At 74.3% G+C, this 16,548-nt stretch carries 11 protein-coding genes, 1 tRNA gene and 1 riboswitch; of the genes, 6 read left to right on the top strand and 6 right to left on the bottom strand.

Annotated features, from left to right (window positions below):
* Positions 1-565: 565 nt before the first annotated feature.
* The 4 genes from ABTY56_RS31280 to ABTY56_RS31265 all read right to left on the bottom strand — a co-directional run bounded on the left by ABTY56_RS31280 (position 566) and on the right by ABTY56_RS31265 (position 5,787).
* A complete protein-coding gene (locus ABTY56_RS31280) occupies positions 566-1,930 on the bottom strand; it encodes an FAD-binding oxidoreductase (RefSeq protein WP_350632719.1) in 1,365 nt (454 codons plus the stop codon).
* Between the two features lie 308 nt (positions 1,931-2,238).
* A complete protein-coding gene (locus ABTY56_RS31275) occupies positions 2,239-3,498 on the bottom strand; it encodes an MFS transporter (RefSeq protein WP_350632718.1) in 1,260 nt (419 codons plus the stop codon).
* Positions 3,499-3,723: 225 nt separating this feature from the next.
* Positions 3,724-3,811 (bottom strand) — tRNA-Ser (locus ABTY56_RS31270).
* Positions 3,812-3,888: 77 nt separating this feature from the next.
* Positions 3,889-5,787, bottom strand: a complete 1,899-nt coding sequence (locus ABTY56_RS31265; RefSeq protein WP_350632717.1) for a S1C family serine protease — start codon at positions 5,785-5,787, stop codon at positions 3,889-3,891.
* Positions 5,788-6,006: 219 nt separating this feature from the next.
* Positions 6,007-6,153: riboswitch (TPP riboswitch) on the top strand.
* Between ABTY56_RS31265 and ABTY56_RS31260 the strand changes: the two genes are divergently transcribed.
* The 4 genes from ABTY56_RS31260 to ABTY56_RS31245 all read left to right on the top strand — a co-directional run bounded on the left by ABTY56_RS31260 (position 6,146) and on the right by ABTY56_RS31245 (position 10,492).
* The gene (locus ABTY56_RS31260; protein ID WP_350632716.1) at positions 6,146-7,594 is read left to right on the top strand and encodes a purine-cytosine permease family protein; all 1,449 of its coding nucleotides are present in this window, start codon (positions 6,146-6,148) and stop codon (positions 7,592-7,594) included. It overlaps the preceding riboswitch by 8 nt.
* Positions 7,595-7,700: 106 nt before the next feature.
* Positions 7,701-8,525 carry a glycerophosphodiester phosphodiesterase family protein gene (locus ABTY56_RS31255; RefSeq protein WP_350632715.1) on the top strand — a complete coding sequence of 275 codons (825 nt, stop codon included), beginning with the start codon at positions 7,701-7,703 and terminating at the stop codon, positions 8,523-8,525.
* 406 nt (positions 8,526-8,931) lie between these two features.
* Positions 8,932-9,378 carry an ATP-binding protein gene (locus ABTY56_RS31250; protein WP_350632714.1) on the top strand — a complete coding sequence of 149 codons (447 nt, stop codon included), beginning with the start codon at positions 8,932-8,934 and terminating at the stop codon, positions 9,376-9,378.
* A 130-nt stretch (positions 9,379-9,508) separates the two neighbouring features.
* Entirely contained in the window at positions 9,509-10,492 is a 984-nt protein-coding gene (locus ABTY56_RS31245) for a DUF5926 family protein (RefSeq protein WP_350632713.1), read from the top strand.
* Between the two features lie 193 nt (positions 10,493-10,685).
* Here ABTY56_RS31245 and ABTY56_RS31240 read toward each other — a convergent pair whose 3' ends face one another.
* A complete protein-coding gene (locus tag ABTY56_RS31240) occupies positions 10,686-11,321 on the bottom strand; it encodes a bifunctional DNA primase/polymerase (RefSeq protein WP_350632712.1) in 636 nt (211 codons plus the stop codon).
* A gap of 619 nt (positions 11,322-11,940) precedes the next feature.
* Here ABTY56_RS31240 and ABTY56_RS31235 point away from each other — a divergent pair.
* A complete protein-coding gene (locus ABTY56_RS31235; protein WP_350632711.1) occupies positions 11,941-13,434 on the top strand; it encodes a PP2C family protein-serine/threonine phosphatase in 1,494 nt (497 codons plus the stop codon).
* Positions 13,435-13,630: 196 nt separating this feature from the next.
* Positions 13,631-15,130, top strand: a complete 1,500-nt coding sequence (locus ABTY56_RS31230; protein ID WP_502893224.1) for an aminopeptidase P family protein — start codon at positions 13,631-13,633, stop codon at positions 15,128-15,130.
* Positions 15,131-15,232: 102 nt separating this feature from the next.
* On the opposite strand, the gene ABTY56_RS31225 is transcribed toward ABTY56_RS31230, so the two are convergent.
* Entirely contained in the window at positions 15,233-16,489 is a 1,257-nt protein-coding gene (locus tag ABTY56_RS31225; RefSeq protein ID WP_350632709.1) for a hypothetical protein, read from the bottom strand.
* Between the last annotated feature and the right edge of the window lie 59 nt (positions 16,490-16,548).

The raw sequence follows: 16,548 nt of genomic DNA, 5'->3' as shown, positions 1-16,548 counted from the left end.
GGACACCACGCCGGCGTTGGAACCGCCGACGGCACCCGCACCGTTGTCGGCGGCGGCGACCCCGGCACCCGCGAGCAGCAGACCGGCCGCGAGCGGGACGGCGAGCAGGAGTCCGGCCACCCGGCGGGTGTGGATGCGAGCCATGAAAGCCTCCAGAAAGCTGTTAATCGTGCAATGTCGACCATGGTGTGCGGGGGTTCGCCGGCCAGACGAACACCTGCGGGCTGCGACGCCGGGAGACAGACTTCCGCAACAAATCGACAAAGCACTAGCTCACCCGGCTGTTTTCGCCCGTTAGCGTGATATCCACCCGGGCCGCGCATAACGGGCGGCAAACCGGACAGCGCACCGACACACCGCCATCGAGCTGGGATTTTGCCCGCACGGCGGCCGGTTCGATGACGATCCGGAACGGCGCCTCGACACGATGCGAACCACCACGCGCACCACCCCGGCGCAGATGGGCGGACAACGCGCCCCGGAAAAGTTCGACAACCCTTCCATGTCGACTTTCCAGCCATTCGCAGACCATCGGAAAGTCACACCGAAACGGGGACGAAGGAAATCAGACCATCTTGCCGGGGTTCAGGATTCCCAGCGGATCGAAGACCGCCTTCAGCTGCCGCTGCAGGTCCAGCGCCACCGGGCCCAGCTCGCGGGCCAGCCAGTCCCGCTTGAGCAGCCCCACCCCGTGCTCCCCGGTGATCGTGCCGCCCAGCTCCAGTCCGAGCGCCATGATCTCGTCGAAGGAGCGCTGGGCGCGGGCGGCCTGCTCCTCGTCCGAGGCGTCGAAGATCACGATCGGGTGGGTGTTGCCGTCCCCGGCGTGACTGACCACCCCGATGGTCAGCCCGTGCCGCTCGGCGATCGCCGCGACGCCGTTCAGCATCTCGGCCAGCCGGGAACGCGGCACCGCCACGTCGTCGATCATCGTCGTGCCCAAGCGGTCCAGTGCGGGCAACGCCAGCCGCCGGGCGGCCAGCAGCAGATCGGACTCCGCCTGGTCCTCGGCGGGCACCACCTCGGTCGCCCCGGCCTCCCGGCACAGCTGCTCGACCCGTGCCAGCTCGCCCACCCGGTCCGGGCCGTCGAACGCCACCAGCAGCAACGCCCGAGTCGACTCCGGCAGCCCCATCTGCCCCAGCTCGTTGACCGCCCGCACGGACACCGCGTCCATCAACTCCATCAGCGACGGAGTCAGACCGCGCGCCATCACCTCGCAGACCGCCGCACCGGCCGCGTCCGCACTCGGGAACTCCGCCGCCAGCGCCAACTGCGGGGCCGGCGCGGGCCGCAGCGCCAGTACCGCCCGGACCACCACGCCGAGCGTCCCCTCCGAGCCGACGAACAGCCGGGTCAGGTCGTACCCCGCCACGCCCTTGGCCGTCCGGCGGCCGGTGGACAGCAGCCGCCCGTCCGCCAGCACCACGTCCAGGCCGAGCACGTACTCGCTGGTGACGCCGTACTTCACGCAGCAGAGCCCACCCGCGCCGGTGCCGATGTTGCCGCCGATCGTGCAGGACTCCCAGCTGGACGGATCCGGCGGGTAGGTCAGGCCCGACTCCTCTACCGCACGCGAGAGTTCGGCGTTCACCACGCCTGGTTCGACCACCGCGATCCGGTTCACCGGGTCGATCTCCAGGATCCGGTTCAGCTTCACCAGCGACAGCACGACGCAACCGTCCACCGCGTTCGCCGCGCCCGACAACCCGGTCCGGGCACCCTGCGGCACCACCGGCACGCGCAGCTCGGTGGCCGTGCGCATCACGTGCTGCACCTGTTCGACCGTCTCCGGGAACACCACCGCGGCGGGCACGCCGGCCGCGCAGAACCCGGCCATGTCGCGGCTGTACGTGACGGTCACATCGGGATCCACCACCACGGCCCCGGCCGGGAGGCCCTGCGCCAGCCGGTCCGTCAGATCACCCATCGCCGCCTCCGCTCGCCGCCCGACCAGCTCCACCTCCGCACTCTGCCCGCGTGCCGGGAGCGGGGCAAGTGGGCCCCGAGCGGGGCGGGGAGGTACGGGGAGGGGAGGTGCGGGGCGGGGAGGAGGGGGGTGTCCGTCGGGCGGCGAGGGGGAAGCGGGAGGGACCCGAGGCCCGGACGGGGCGAGCGCGCCCCGAGAGGGGCCGGAAGGCCACCGGGCGGACCCCGGAGGGAGCGGCCGGCAACCCGGCCGTGGGGCCCTCGGCGCCTCGCGGCGTCGGGTGCCCAGGCGCGTCCGGCAGGCGTCGGTCACGCCCGGCGGAGGGTGGGGCCGGCCAGGGCGGTCAGGCCGGCGGTGGCGGTGGCGAGGGCGCAGAGGAGGGTGGGCAGGGTCGCGCCCGCCGTGTCGGCGAGCACGCCCAGCAGCGCGTTCGAGAGCACCAGGGCCGCGCTCTGCACGAGCGTCAACAATGCCTGCACGCGGGAGAGATGGGAGGTCGGCGCGCAGGCCGCCACCAGCGGTCCGAGGTGGCAGGCGAAGAGCCCGGCACCGACGCCCGTCACGGTGCTGCCCGCCACCGCCGCCACCGGTCCTGCGGCCAGCGCCAGCAGCGTGACCCCCACCGACGCGGTGCAGAGCCCGGCCGCCACCCCGACGCCCGCCCGGGGCAGCCCGCCGCGCCAGGCGACCAGGCCTGCCACCGCGAGCATCCCGGCCGCCTGTCCGCCGGTCACCAGCCCCGCCGTGTCCGCCGTCCAGCCGTGCGCCCGGGCGAGCAGCGGGCCGAGGAGGGACACCACGGGCAGCAGCGCCCCGGCGGCCGCGCCGGTGAGCAGCAGCGCGGCTCGCAGCAGCGGGTCGCCCAGGGCGAGCCGGACACCGGACGCCGCCTCACGCAGCAGGCCGGCCGGCGCGGCGGACGGCGCGTCCACCCGGGGCCGGAGCCGCAGCAGGACCAGCAGGACGACCGCGAAGCTCACCGCGTCCGCCACCGCCGCCCCGGGCAACCCGCCGGCAGCGACCAGCAGGCCGCCCAGTGGCGCCCCGAGCAGCGCGGCGCCCTGGCCGCCGGCCTGGCGCAGCGCGAGTGCCCGGGGCAGCCGGTCGGCGGGCACCAGCCGGTTGGGCATCGACCCGCTCGCCGGGAGGTAGAAGGCGTCGACGGTCCCGATCACGGCCGCCGCCGTGACCAGCAGCCAGAGCGGCGTGCCCCGGCTGCCCGCCACGAGTGCCAGGGCGGCGGTCGCGACCAGCATCACCGCGTCCGCGGCGAGCATCACCCGGCGGGCGCCGAACCGGTCCGCGACCGCGCCGCCCAGCAGCACCAGTGCCGTCCGGGGCAGGGTGATCGCCGTCAGGACGAGCCCGGTCGCCCCGCCACCGTGCGCGGACGCGGCCCAGCCGAGGGCGAAGTACAGCGCGGCGTCGCCCAGCAGTCCCGCCTGGGCCCCGGCCAGCCAGAGCAGGTACGGCCCGGGCAGTGGGGACCGCACGGCGGCGGTGGGCGCGGTGGGGAGGACGGAAGCCGTGGGAACGGTGGGAACAGTGGGAACGGTGGCGTCGGTCATGCCGGGCGACGCTAGGACCCTCGACTCGGTCGAGGGCAAACACGGTCCACCGGCGGCCCGGTCGCCCCGCCCGCCGCCTCGGGCGTGCCGCCCCCGGCTCGTAACTCGCGGACCACAGCAGCCGGTTGGGCCACCCCGACGAACGGCACCGGCTCCCGGGAAACGCGAAGGGCGGGTGCCGACTCGATGTCGGCACCCGCCCTGAGCAGGTGGTTCTCCTACCAGCGGAGAGCGTGGGATTCGAACCCACGGTGACGGGTCACGCCACGACAGTTTTCAAGACTGTTCCCTTAGGCCGCTCGGGCAGCTCTCCAGGCGGAGGTCAGCCTAACGGGTCCGGCGGGGTTCGGCGCACACGGTTTCGTGGCGTCGCGGGTCAGCGGGCGGGGGTCACTGGTCGCCGTCGCGCTGGCCGAGGGTCACCTTGGTGGTGAGCGTCTGACCGTTGCGGGTGTACTCGACGTCGACGGTCTCGCCCGGCTTGTGCGTCCAGATCCGGCTGACCAGGGCGGGGCCGTTCTCGATCGGCACGCCGCCGAGCTTGGTGATGACGTCGCCCGGCTTGAGGCCGGCCTTGTCGGCCGCGCCGCCGGGGGTGACGGCCGGCTGGCCCTGGATGTCCTTGGTCTGGATCTGCGCGCCGTCGCCCTTGTAGTCGTCGTTGCGCAACACGTCGAGCTTGGCGTACACCGGCTTGCCGGTCTTGATCAGGGTGTCCGCGACCCACTTGGCCTGGTTGATCGGGATGGCGAAGCCCAGGCCGATGCTGCCGGCCCGGCCGTTGGCCGAGGCGTTGGACTGGATCGCCGAGTTGATGCCGATCACCGCGCCGCCGGAGTCGAGCAGCGGGCCGCCGGAGTTGCCGGGGTTGATCGAGGCGTCGGTCTGCAGGGCGTTCATGTACGAGGCCTGCGAGCCGGTCTCGTCGCCGGAGGCGACCGGGCGGTCCTTGGCGCTGATGATGCCGCTGGTGACGGTGGACTCCAGGCCGTACGGCGCGCCGATCGCCACGGTGGCGTCGCCGACGTTGACCTTGTCGGAGTCGGCCAGCGGCAGCGGGGCCAGCTTGCTCTTCGGCGGGTTGTCGATCTTGACCACGGCGACGTCGTAGCCCTCGGCGTGGCCCAGCACCGAGGCGTTGTACGAGGTGCCGTCGGCGAACTTGACGGTCAGTTTGCCGCCGTTGAGGGTCGGCGCGACCACGTGGTTGTTGGTGAGGATGTGGCCCTCGGTGTCGAAGACGAAGCCGGTGCCGGTGCCCGACTCGCCGTTGCCCTGCGCCTTGATGGTGACGACGCTGGGCAGCGCCTTCTGCGCGATGGCGGCGATCGAGCCGGGGGCGGGCTCGTTCTTCTGGGTGTCGCTGACCTGGACGGTGGTGCTGCGGTGGTCGTTCGCGGAGCTGGTGCTGTCGTTGCGGTCCGCCACCGTCACGCCGACGGCGCCGCCGGCCACACCGGCGACCAGGGCGACGGCCGCGATCAGGGCGACCAGTCCGCCGCGCTTCTTGCGCGGGCCGCCGCCGTTCGGGCCGCCGGGGTGGTCGGCCGGGTAGCCCAGCGGACCGTTCGGGCCGCCGGGGTAGCCCGCGCCGCCGGAGGTGGCGTCGTGGGTCGGGCCCCAGCCGCCGAGCGGCTGGCCGGCGCCGAACGGGTGGTGGCCGTGGGCGGCGGGCACGCCGGGCGCGGCCGGGGTGCCGGGGGCGCCCGCGGCGGCGTACGGGTCGTGCGCACCGGCGGCGGGGACACCGTGGGTCGGGGTGGCGTACGGGTTGGCGGCCGGCGGCAGCACCGGGGCCGCGGGAGCGGCCGGGGCGGGCGGCAGGACCGGCGGCGGCGCGTCGATGTACCCGGTGGCCGGGTCGACGGCGGGCGCCTCGGCGACCGGCGCGACTGCCGCGGCGGCCACCTCGGGAGCGGCCGGGGCCTCCGGCGCGGGGACCTTGGTGAAGGCGACGGTGGGCTTGTGCCCGCCCTCCGCCGCAGCGCCCGCGGGCGCCGGCTCCGACCCCGTCGGCTCCGCGGCCGGCTCGGGCACCCGGCTGAACGCCATGGTCGGCTTGTGGCCGCCCTCCGCCGCAGCGGCACCGGCCTGAGCCGCGTCCGCCGGAGCGGCATCGGCGACGCCGGCCTCGGCGGCCGCCGTCTCCGGCTCGGTGACCCGGCGGAAGGCCATGGTCGGCTGGTGCCCGCCCTGAGCGGGGCCGTCGGGAGCGGACTCGGCCGCCCCCTGGCCGGCGGGCTGCTCCCCCTGCGGCCCGGTGGGCCCAACCTCGCGCTCGGTGCTCACGGACGACCTCCATAGCTGGCAGAACCAAGGACCATAGTTTTTCGCATTGTCGATTCGATTGCCGTAAGGACCCCTCTGAAGAAGTCATAAGAATCCTTAGCCGGTGCCGACGGCCGGGGCTCCCGCCGGGGCTCCCCTCCCCGCCGGGCGTCCCGCGATGCGGACCGCGCACGCCGTGGCCTTGGGTGTTCGCCCCCGTGCCGGTTAGCCTGTCGCTCCAAACTGACACGCGGGAGCTTGGACCGACCAGGCTGAGAGTGCGCATGTCGACCGTACGCCACGCGAGCGAGGCACACGGTCGAGGGGGCGCTGACCGCCGGAACCTGTCCGGGTAATGCCGGCGTAGGGAGTATCGGCCATGCCGTCTGCTTCGCCATCCTCTTCTTCGGGTGCCTCCGGGTCCGAGGATTTCCCCGCCCCCGCGGACTCCTCCGGCACCACGGCCGCCACGGGCGCCGCGACCGCCGTCCTGGACCGCCCCGAGCACCCCGAACGCGTCGAGGCGCCGCTGGTCCTGGACACCGAGCCGCCGCGCACGCTGCGTTTCCGGGACCACTTCGCGCTCTGGATGAACCTGGGCGTCAGCCTGATCGGCTTCTCCACCGCCGCCACCGTGCTCGGCGCCCCCGGCAGCGAGCTGTCGCTGGCAGCCGCGGTGACCGCGATCGTGGTCGGTACGGCCGTCGGCACCGCGATGCTCGGCGTGGCCGCGCTGATCGGCGCCCGGACCGGCGCCCCCGCGATGGCGAACCTGCGGGGACTGTTCGGCACCCGGCTGTCGTACCTGCCGACGGTGCTGAACATCGTGCAGTGCATCGGCTGGGGCGTGTTCGAACTGCTGACGATCTCGGCGGGCGCCCAGACCGTCGCCCACACCACCGGCTACCGCTGGCTGTTCGTACTGCTCGCGGGCGCCCTGACCACCGCGCTGACCATCTGGCCGCTGGGCTCGATCGCGGTGCTGCGCCGCTTCGTGGCCGCGGCGGTCGCCGTCGCGATGGTGTACTTCACCGTCCAGCTGGGCCGCCAGGGCGTGCCGGACCCGGGCGCCGGCAACTGGCACGGCTTCCTCGGCGCGACCGACGCGATGATCGCGGTGTCGGTCTCCTTCGTCCCGCTGGCCGCGGACTACACCCGGCACTCGCGCACCGCGCGCTCGGCGTTCTGGGGCAGCTTCTCCGGCTACACGCTCGCCCAGGTCTGGTGCTACGTGCTCGGCCTGATGGCGCTGCTGCAGTCCGGCGGCGACCCGGACAAGATCTTCGACTCCTTCCTGGGCGTCTGGGCCGGCTGGCTGTTCCTGCTGGTACTGGTGGTACGCGAGACGGACCAGTCCTTCGCCAACGTGTACTCGACCGCGATGTCGGTGCAGAACCTGCTGCCGAAGGTGGACCGCCGGGTGCTGAGCGGCGGGGTCGGCGTGCTGACCACCGTGCTGGCGCTGCAGATCGACAAGTTCACCGACAGCTACTACAACTTCCTCGGCCTGATCGGCTCGGTGTTCGTGCCGCTGCTGGCGGTGCTGGCGGTGGACTTCTTCCTCGGCGCCGGGCGCCGCGGCTGGAACCTCGCCGAGGACGCGCCGGCCCGCTGGACGATGCTGCTGCCGTGGGCGCTGGGCTTCGCGGTCTACCAGTTCATCGCGCCGACCAAGGTGGCGGACTGGTGGACGGACTTCTGGACCTCGGCCCAGGAGGCCCTGCACTTCACCCCGCAGGAGTGGACCTCCGCCTCGCTGTTCGCCTTCCTGGTGCCCGCCCTGGCCACCTGGGCGCTCACCCCGCTCTCCCGCCGCACGGCGCGCTGACACCCGGCAGGCGGTAGAGCCAACCGGAAGAGGCAACCGGCAGACGGCCCCACAGGTTGGGGCCGTCTTCGCCTCCCCTTCACCTCCTCCGCCTATCGTTGGCCCTGTGACCAGCCCAGACCTGTCCCCGACGGCGGCGCGCACCGCGGCCTCCGTCCAGGTGATCGCCCACCGCGGTTCCTCCCACGCCCTGCCCGAACACACCCTCGCCGCCTTCCGGCGCGCGCTCGACGAGGGCGCCGACGCGGTGGAGTGCGACGTCCGGGTGACGGCCGACGGCCACCTGGTCTGCGTGCACGACCGGCGGATCGGCCGGGTGTCCAACGGCCGGGGCACCGTCTCGGCGATGACGCTCGCCGAGCTGGAGGCGTACGACTTCGGCGCCTGGAAGACCGGCCGGCCCAGCACCGACCCCGAGCTGCGCGGCGTGCTCCGGCTGGAGCGCCTGCTGGAGCTGGTGGTGGACTGCGGCCGCCCGGTGGACCTGGCGATCGAGACCAAGCACCCGGTGCGCTTCCGCGGCCTGGTGGAGGCCGAGCTGCTGCGGACGCTGGAGCGCTTCAAGATCGGTGCGGCCCGGGAGGGCGACCGCCCGTCGGCCCGGATCATGAGCTTCTCCTCGGTCGCGCTGAACCGGGTGGCCGCCGCCGCGCCGGAGTTCCGGCGGGTGTTCCTGTTCGAGCGGACACTGCCGCTGGTCGGTCGGCTGCGCGAGGGCTCGGCGCTCCCGGGCGGGGCGCGGATCGCCGGGCCGGGCATCGAGCTGGTGCGGGCCCGCCCGCAGCTGGTGACCCGGCTGCGCGAGCTGGGGCACGAGGTGCACGTGTGGACGGTGGACGAACCGGCCGATGTCGAGCTCTGTCTGGAACTCGGTGTGTCCGCGATCATCACCAATCGGCCCGCCGAGGTGCTGGCGCAGCTCGGCAGGTGATCCGCCGACGCACCGACGACCGTGCCGGTGCGGACTGATCACTCTGGTCGGCAGTCAAACCTTCTGCGCGCGAAATTGCCGGAATTTCCCGCCCCGGGCGACAGAGGGTGAGCACGGAATGACCTCGGGTCGACCGTCTGTCGCCGTGCTCGAAATGGGCTCGTGGGATCGTCCGGTGCTCGTTTCCGACGCATTACCAAGGGGCATCTCTCCCTCGGCATACGCTGAAGGAGGTCCGGGGGTGGCGTTGATGGTGGCGCGTGAAGTGCCGACTTCATCGACCATGGCAGTGCCGCACGGCCCAGCGAGTGTCGGGGTCGCACGGCGCCGACTGCGTCGAGATCTGGGTGACCGGCAGATACCGGAACCGGTCATCGATGATGCCGTACTGATCCTTTCCGAACTGTTGAGCAATGCGTGTCGGTACGCCCGTCCGCTCGGCCCGCTGCCGGCCCTCGGCCGCAGCGCCAGGGCCGAGGTGCTCGGGCAGGTGCTGGTCGGCGTGCCGTCCGTGCCGTCCGGCCCCTCCGTCCCGTCCGGGGCGCACCCCGCGCCCGGCGGCCGGGAGCACGGCGAGGGCGCGGACGAGCCGGACGGCGGTGTGCTGGTCCGCTGGCAGATGCACGCCGACGGCGTGCTCACCCTGGAGGTCACCGACGGCGGCGCGGCCACCCGGCCGCTGCCCGCCAGTCCCTCGCTGACCTCGCGCGGCGGCCGCGGCCTGGGCATCGTCGACCAACTGGCCAGCGACTGGGGCGTGCGCGACGCGCCCGGCGAGGTGACGGTCTGGGCGGCGCTGCCCGCCCGCACCCGGCACGCCCGGCGCACCGGGGGCGACGCCCGCAGCGCGTAGGACCCGTCCTCGCGCTCCCGGTGCCCGCGCGCCCCGGCGCGTTCGCGCGCGCCGGGGGTAGCGCGGGTGCCGGAGGAACGTCAGTAGGCTTCCCGGGACACAGGACCACCGTTCCCGGGAGAGCCGCACCATGGGCAAGAAGGCCGCCAAGAAGGCGCCGCAGCGTCAGTCCACCACCGCCGTCACGGGCGAGATCCCCGTGGTGGGGGCCCGAGAGGACTGCCCCTGCGGCTCGGGCCGTCGCTACAAGGCCTGCCACGGCCGGGAGGCCTCGCACGCGGTGCAGGAGCTGGTGCACCGCCCGTTCGAGGGCCTGCCGGGCGAGGCCGACTGGGTGGCGCTGCGCGAACTGGTGCCCGCCGCCACGGTGCCGCTGACGCTGGCCGCCGGCGTGGCCGAGGGTGCCGACGGCGACGTCCCGTCGGTGACGCTGGCCACCGTGCTGCCGCTGGCCTGGCCGGCCCTGCGCCGCCAGGACGGCTCGATCCTGCTCGGCCTGCAGACCCAGTCCTCCTCCGGCGACCTCAGCCGCGACCTCGCCGACGCCCTGGAGCTGGCCCTGGCCACCGAGCCGGGCACCCCGGTGCCGGCCCGCCGGACCGTGCCGGGCGGACGCCGCCTGCAGGACCTGCTGGACACCACCGCCGCGTTCGCGCCCGCCGTGCACACCGGCTTCGAGTTCTGGCTGGAGGACGCCGAGACCGCCACCGGCGAGGTCGCCGCCTCCCTGGAGCGCGCCAACGCCTCGGCCATCCCGACCGAGAAGCTGGGCAGCGTCGACGCCGCCTACTGGTGCGGCACCCCGGACAAGAACCACCTGCGCTGGGTGATGACCGTGCCGGAGGAGCAGCTGCTGGACGCGCTGGCCCGGCTGAACGCCGCCGGTGAGGCCTCGCTCGGCCCGGACACCCGCCTGGTCGGCTCGTTCCGCGCGCACGGCCTGACCGTCCCGGTGTGGGACCTGCCGCTCGCGATGACCGCCGCCGACTGCGAGAAGCCGGCCGCCGAGTTCGGCGAGCGGCTCGCCGCCGTGCTCGCCGACGCGACCCCGCTGACCGCCGAGGAGCGTCGCGCCCGCGCGAACCTGGTGAACCGTCAGGTCACCTTGAACTAAAGCACGCAGGATCCGCGTGATACGCGTCACATTGTCGCGGTGAACGCGCAATTTCCGGGCGTGGAGGGCGTCTTGGAAATTGGCGCGGGCGCGGATCCTTGTTACTGTCTAAAGAGTCCGGCCGCTGGTGCATCCCCCGTCGCCAGCGGCCGGATCTTTTGTTTTTCCGGCGGGCCGCGTGGATCACCGCGGATCAGTACGCCGAGCGGCCACTGTCCAACCGGACCGTCGCATCGACCAACTCGCCCAGCAGCGGCCCGACCTGCGGCAGCCAGACCCCGCCGCCCACCCCCGATTGCGGCGCCAGCACCCAGCGCACCCGGCCGGCCGAGCCACCCGGCGGCAGCGGCAGGAAGCCGCCCGGCCCGTGATAGCGCAACGAGCCCGGCACCCAAGGGAGTTGGGCGAGCATCTCGCCGAGCGCATCCAGCGAGTACGGGGCCACCAGCAGCGCGTAGCGGCCCGGCATCGCCAGCACCGGGCCGAGCGGCATCCGCAGCGCGCCCAGGTAGACCAGCGCCCGCGCTCCGGCCGCCGCGGGCAGGCTGACCGCCGAGACCGTGGAGCCGGTGGCGGCCAGCACCGTCGCGTCCGGGCTCTGCCGCTCCCACCACCACCGCACCATCCGGGCGTCCGTGGTGGCGGCCAGCAGCGAGGGGTCGTGCGGGTGCACGCCGGGGACGGTGCAGTCCCGGTCGCCGCAGGAGCAGCGCCCGCCGCTCAGCACGGTGCCCGGCACCACGGGCCAGCGGTGGTCGACGGCGGCCGCCAGGGCCGCGGCCAGTCGGGCGGCACGCTCCTCCGACCGGTCCTTCGGGTTCTCACGCATGGCGCTCGTTCCTTTCCCTGACCGCTCGGCTCGCTCCGCCCCGCCGGCATCCGTCGGGACCCTCCGCACGGGCCCGCCGCGGCACGGCCCCGGGAGGTACGGAGCGGGGCGGGCGGCAATGCGGACGGCGCGGCTACGACGTGGAGCACGGTGTGGAGCACGACATGAGAAGGGCCGCGCACTGGAACAGCCCTTGGAACGAGAATCCCGTATGCGACCGGATGGACGCCGCCCGGGCGCGCTTGGTTCCACCGTACGAGTGAGAGACTTCCGGCCGACCCGGCTCCCGGGCGGCACGGGCATACGATCCGGACGGCCGCCCGGTCCGTCTCCTCGGTTCTGCCCGCTCGCGGCTCGCTCCATGCCTCCCGGTCCGACCGGCGCGCACACGAACCCCGCACGCCCTCCGACCGGGTCGCGATGGCCGTGGAACCGGCCACCGCGTCGTCCTGGATCTGGACATGCCCCGAATGGCCTGTGTAGAAGTGGTGGCATTGCTGTCGATCAATGACGAGTAGTAGCGAATCGAGGCGAAACACGCCCTTTGGCCGTGCTCGCTCCACATCGGCCGTACCTGGGGGTTCCGCATGGCACGTAGCACCGCGTCAGGAGTGGCGGCATGACCGAGTCCCACCCGCCGACGGCCCTCCCGTCGACGACGACCGCCGAGCCGGGCGAGACCGGCTGCGCAGGCGGGCTCACCGTCCTCGACCCGCCGGGACTCCCCGGCCCCGCCGACGCACCGGACGGCCCCGCGGACGCACCGAACGCCCCGGCCGGCGCACCGAACGGCCCGGCCGACGACCGCACGGCACCGTCCACCGCGGTGCAGGACCGTTTGGCCGGACGCCTGTCCGATATCACCGCCCTGCACGAGCACACCGAGCGGCTTGCCCGGGCCCGCGGCCTCGCCACCACCCTGGACACCGTCCTCGCCTCCGGCGCCGCCCTGCTCGGCGCCCGCCGCGGCGTCCTGGTCACCCGAATGCCCGGCGGTGGCCCCGGCCAGCCGGTCGGCCTCGGCCTCGACCGCGCCAGCCTCGGCGCCCTGGAGACCGTCCCGACCGAGCAGAGCCTGCTCGGTCGGCTGCTGCGCGAACGGGACCGGCCCGAGCAGGTGCACTCCCCCGACCTCGCCGAGGACCCGGCCATCGGCGCCCGGCTGCGCGAACTCGCCGTCCACCTCGGCCTCGGCGGCGCCTTCGGCCTGCCGCTCGCCACCGCCGAGGACGGCCCGCTCGCGGCCGCCCTCTGGTTCTGGGACGAGCCCGCCGAACCCACCGAGTGCCGACGCGAACTGGCCCGCCACTACTGCGACATCGCCGCCCCGCTGCTCGCCAAGCAGCTGGAGGCGGAGCGGATCCGGCGCACCACCGAGGCGCTGCGCCGCGGCCTGCTGCCCGACCACCTCCCCCAGACCGCCGGACTGCGGCTGGCCGCCAGGCTCGTCCCGGCCGGGCTGGACCGCTCCTGCGGCAGCGACTGGTACGACGCGATCCCGCTGCCGGACGGCACCGTCGGCCTCACCGTCGGCTCCGTCTCCGGCGACGGCCCCGGCGCCGGCCCCGGCTCGGCCCCCGGCGCGGCCGCGGCGATGGGCCGGGTGCGGGCCGCGCTGCGGGCCTACGCGGTACTGGAGGGCGAGGACCCGGTCTCCGTCCTGGGCGACCTGGAGCTGCTGCTCAAGACCACCGAGCCGACCCGCACCGCCACCGCCGTCTACGCCTGGGTCGAGCCCGAGGAGCGCCGGGTCACCCTGGCCGGCGCCGGGCACTGCCCGCCCGTCCTGGTCGGCCGGCACGGCGCCGAGTTCGTGGAGACCTCGCTCTCCGCCCCGCTCGGCATGCTGGCCTGCTGGGAGGCGCCCGGGGTGGAGTTCACCGCCGCACGCGGCGACACCCTGCTGCTCTACACCGAGGGCCTGGCCCGCCGCTGCGGCCCGACCCTGCACGCCGGGCAGGCCAATCTGCGCCGGGCCGCCGCCGACGCCCCGCGCGACGTGCGGATCGACCCGGACCGGCTCTGCGCCCACCTGCTCGCCGTCTGCCCGGCCCCGGAGGCCGCGACGGCGGCCACCGACGACCTGATGCTGCTGGCGGCCCGCTTCGAGTAGCCGCGCGTTCCCGGGCGTTCCCGGGCGGGTCACCCGGGCCCACCCGGGCCCGACGCCCGCGGGCCCGGACGGATGTACCGGGCCCGAACCGACGAGCGACCGGGCGTCCGTACCATGGACGCACGGCCGCCCGCGCGTGTCGCGATCCGACACTCCCCCGAGGGGCGGCGGTACCACCCCCAAGGAGGCGTTGCACGTGACCGAGGACCGCACCCCCGCGGTGGCCGAGAACCCCGAGGCCGAGGGCGGCGAGGAGCCGCAGGAGTTCAAGGGCCGCAAGAACGGGCTCTACGGCGAGATCTCCGACGAGCTGGCCGCCTCGATGAAGTCCGGCTGGGCCGACACCGAGCTGCACGGCCTCTCCCCGGTCGCCCAGGCCCCGTACGCGGCCGAGCGCCGCGCCAAGCTGTCCGCCGCCTACCCGGGCGAGCGCCTCGTCGTCCCGGCCGGCAACCTGCGGGTGCGCTCCAACGACACCGACTACGCCTTCCGCGCCTCCAGCGAGTACGTGCACCTCACCGGCGACCAGACCGAGGACGCGGTGCTCGTCGCCGAGCCGACCGGCGACACCGGCCACGAGTTCACCCTCTACCTGCTGCCCCGCTCGAACCGCGAGAACGGCGAGTTCTGGCTGGACGGCTACGGCGAGCTGTGGGTCGGCCGCCGGCACAGCCTGAGCGAGCAGGAGCAGCTGCTCGGTCTGCCCGCGCGCGACGTCCGCAAGGCCGCCGAGGAGCTGGCCGCCAAGACCGCCGACTCCACCGTGCCCACCCGGATCGTCCGCGGCTGCGACGCCGGTCTGGAGGCCGCGCTGGCCGACGCTCTGGACGCCGACAAGGACGCCGAGTTCAAGGAGTTCCTGAGCGGCCTGCGGCTGGTCAAGGACGAGTGGGAGATCGGCGAGCTGCGCGCCGCCTGCGACGCCACCGTAAAGGGCTTCACCGACGTGGTCCGCGAGCTCGGCCAGGCCGTCGCCACCTCCGAGCGCTGGATCGAGGGCACCTTCTGGCGCCGCGCCCGGGTCGAGGGCAACGACGTCGGATACGGCACCATCGCCGCCGCCGGCCCGCACGCCACCACCCTGCACTGGGTCCGCAACGACGGCGACGTGCGCCCCGGCGAGCTGCTGCTGCTGGACGCGGGCGTGGAGACCCACACCCTCTACACCGCCGACGTCACCCGCAGCCTGCCGATCGACGGCCGTTTCACCGAGCTGCAGCGCAAGATCTACGACGCGGTGTACGACGCCCAGGAGGCCGGCATCGCCGCGGTGAAGCCCGGCGCCCGGTTCCGCGACTTCCACGACGCCTCGCAGCGGGTGCTCGCCGAGCGCCTGCTCGCCTGGGGCCTGCTGGACGCCTCGGCGTACGACGTCGAGAAGGTCCTGGAGCTGGGCCTGCAGCGCCGCTGGACCCTGCACGGCACCGGCCACATGCTCGGCCTGGACGTCCACGACTGCGCCCACTCCCGCCGCGAGGAGCACGTCGACGCCCTGCTGGTGCCCGGCATGGTGCTCACCGTCGAGCCCGGTCTGTACTTCCAGCAGGACGACCTGACCGTGCCGGAGGAGTACCGCGGCATCGGCGTCCGGATCGAGGACGACATCCTGGTCACCGCCGACGGCAACGAGAACCTCTCGGCCGGCCTGCCCCGCCGCTCCGAGGACGTCGAGGCCTGGATGGCCTCGCTGGCCTGAGCCCCGGCCTGAACCCGGCCTGAACCCCGGGCTCAGCCGCCGTACGCCGAAGGGCCCGGCCTCCCGAGCAGTGGGAGGCCGGGCCCTCGTGGGTCCTCGGGGTCAGCGCCGGACGGCGGGCCGGACGGCGGCGGTCGCGCCGTCGTGGCCGTCGGAGTCCCCGCCGACCTGGATCTCCACCGGGCCGGCGTTGCCGGTCCGCTTCAGGCCGACCCGGAACGCGTACTCGACCGGGCTTCCGTGCATTACGCCGACCAGCTCGGCCGGCGCCACCCCGAGGCGCCCGTTGCAGTCCGCGGTCACCTCGAAGGACTTCCACTCGTTGCCGACCTTGGCCTCCACCGTGACGTCCGCCCCGGTCAGGCCCTCGCTCGTGGGCAGGGACAGCCGCACCACCGGGCGCAGCAGGGCCGAACCGTCCGGCGACGAGACCTTGTAGGAGAACTCGGTCGGGGCCCCGCCGACGACCAGCGCGGTGGGGGCGGACACCGAGGTCACCACCGGGCGGTGGCGGTCGACGACCGAGGCGGTGGCCACGCTCTTGGTCATGACCGTGAGGGAGTGCGGCAGCACGGCGTCCGCCTCGACGGCCAGCCGGCCCGGCTGGTTGCCCGCGTCGAGGACCATCCGGTACTCGACGGTCCGGCTCTCGCCCGCGGCCAGGGTGAAGGCGGCGTCGTCGCCGGTGCCCGCGTAGTCCATCCCGCCGCCCTGGCTCAGCGACGGCAGGGCCTTCCAGCCCGAGGCGTCCTTGCGCTCCAGCCTGCCCTGCGCCATCGCGAGCCCGCGCTGGCACTGCGCGCCCTCGAACTCCTGGGTCGCCACCACCGGCGCCACCGCGCGGCTGCCCGAGGCGTCGTCGTTCTTCCAGGTCACCGAGAAGGACACCTGGTCGCCCACCTGGATCTGCCGGCCCTCGCCCAGGCCGTTGAAGGTGATCGCGAGGCCGCCGTTCCCGGTGCCGGGCTTGGTGACGGGCTTGGGCGCGTCCTTGTCGGTGCCCTTGGTCGTGGTCGTGGTCGTGGCCTTGTCCGTGCCCTTGTCCGTGCTCTTGGTCGTGGCCGTGGTCTTGGCGGCGGGGCCGGTCGTGGCGTCGGCGGCCACCGCGGCGGGCGTCTCGACGGCGGCCGACGCGGTGGCGGTCGGGGCGGCGGTGGGGGCAGCGGAGGGGGCGCTCGGCGCGGCCGCGGTAGGCGCGGCGGTGGCCGCGGCCGGCCCGCTCGTGGCGGAGCGGACGGCGGTGGGGGCGGGGGCGGCCTGGTGGGCGGCCTCCGACGCGTCGCAGGCGGAGGCGCCGATGGCGGCGACGACGACCAGCGGAACAATCTTCGCAATACGGGCGATAACGGACGCGTTCATGTGACAGTCCCCCCAGAGGACACGGTGCTGGTGATTTCGGATGAGCGGACGCCTTGCAC

It is taken from the genome of Kitasatospora sp. NPDC097691 (assembly GCF_040302665.1).
Classification (GTDB): Bacteria; Actinomycetota; Actinomycetes; order Streptomycetales; family Streptomycetaceae; genus Kitasatospora.
Note: the sequence above shows the minus strand (reverse complement) of the source record. Positions and strands in the feature narration are given on the sequence as shown.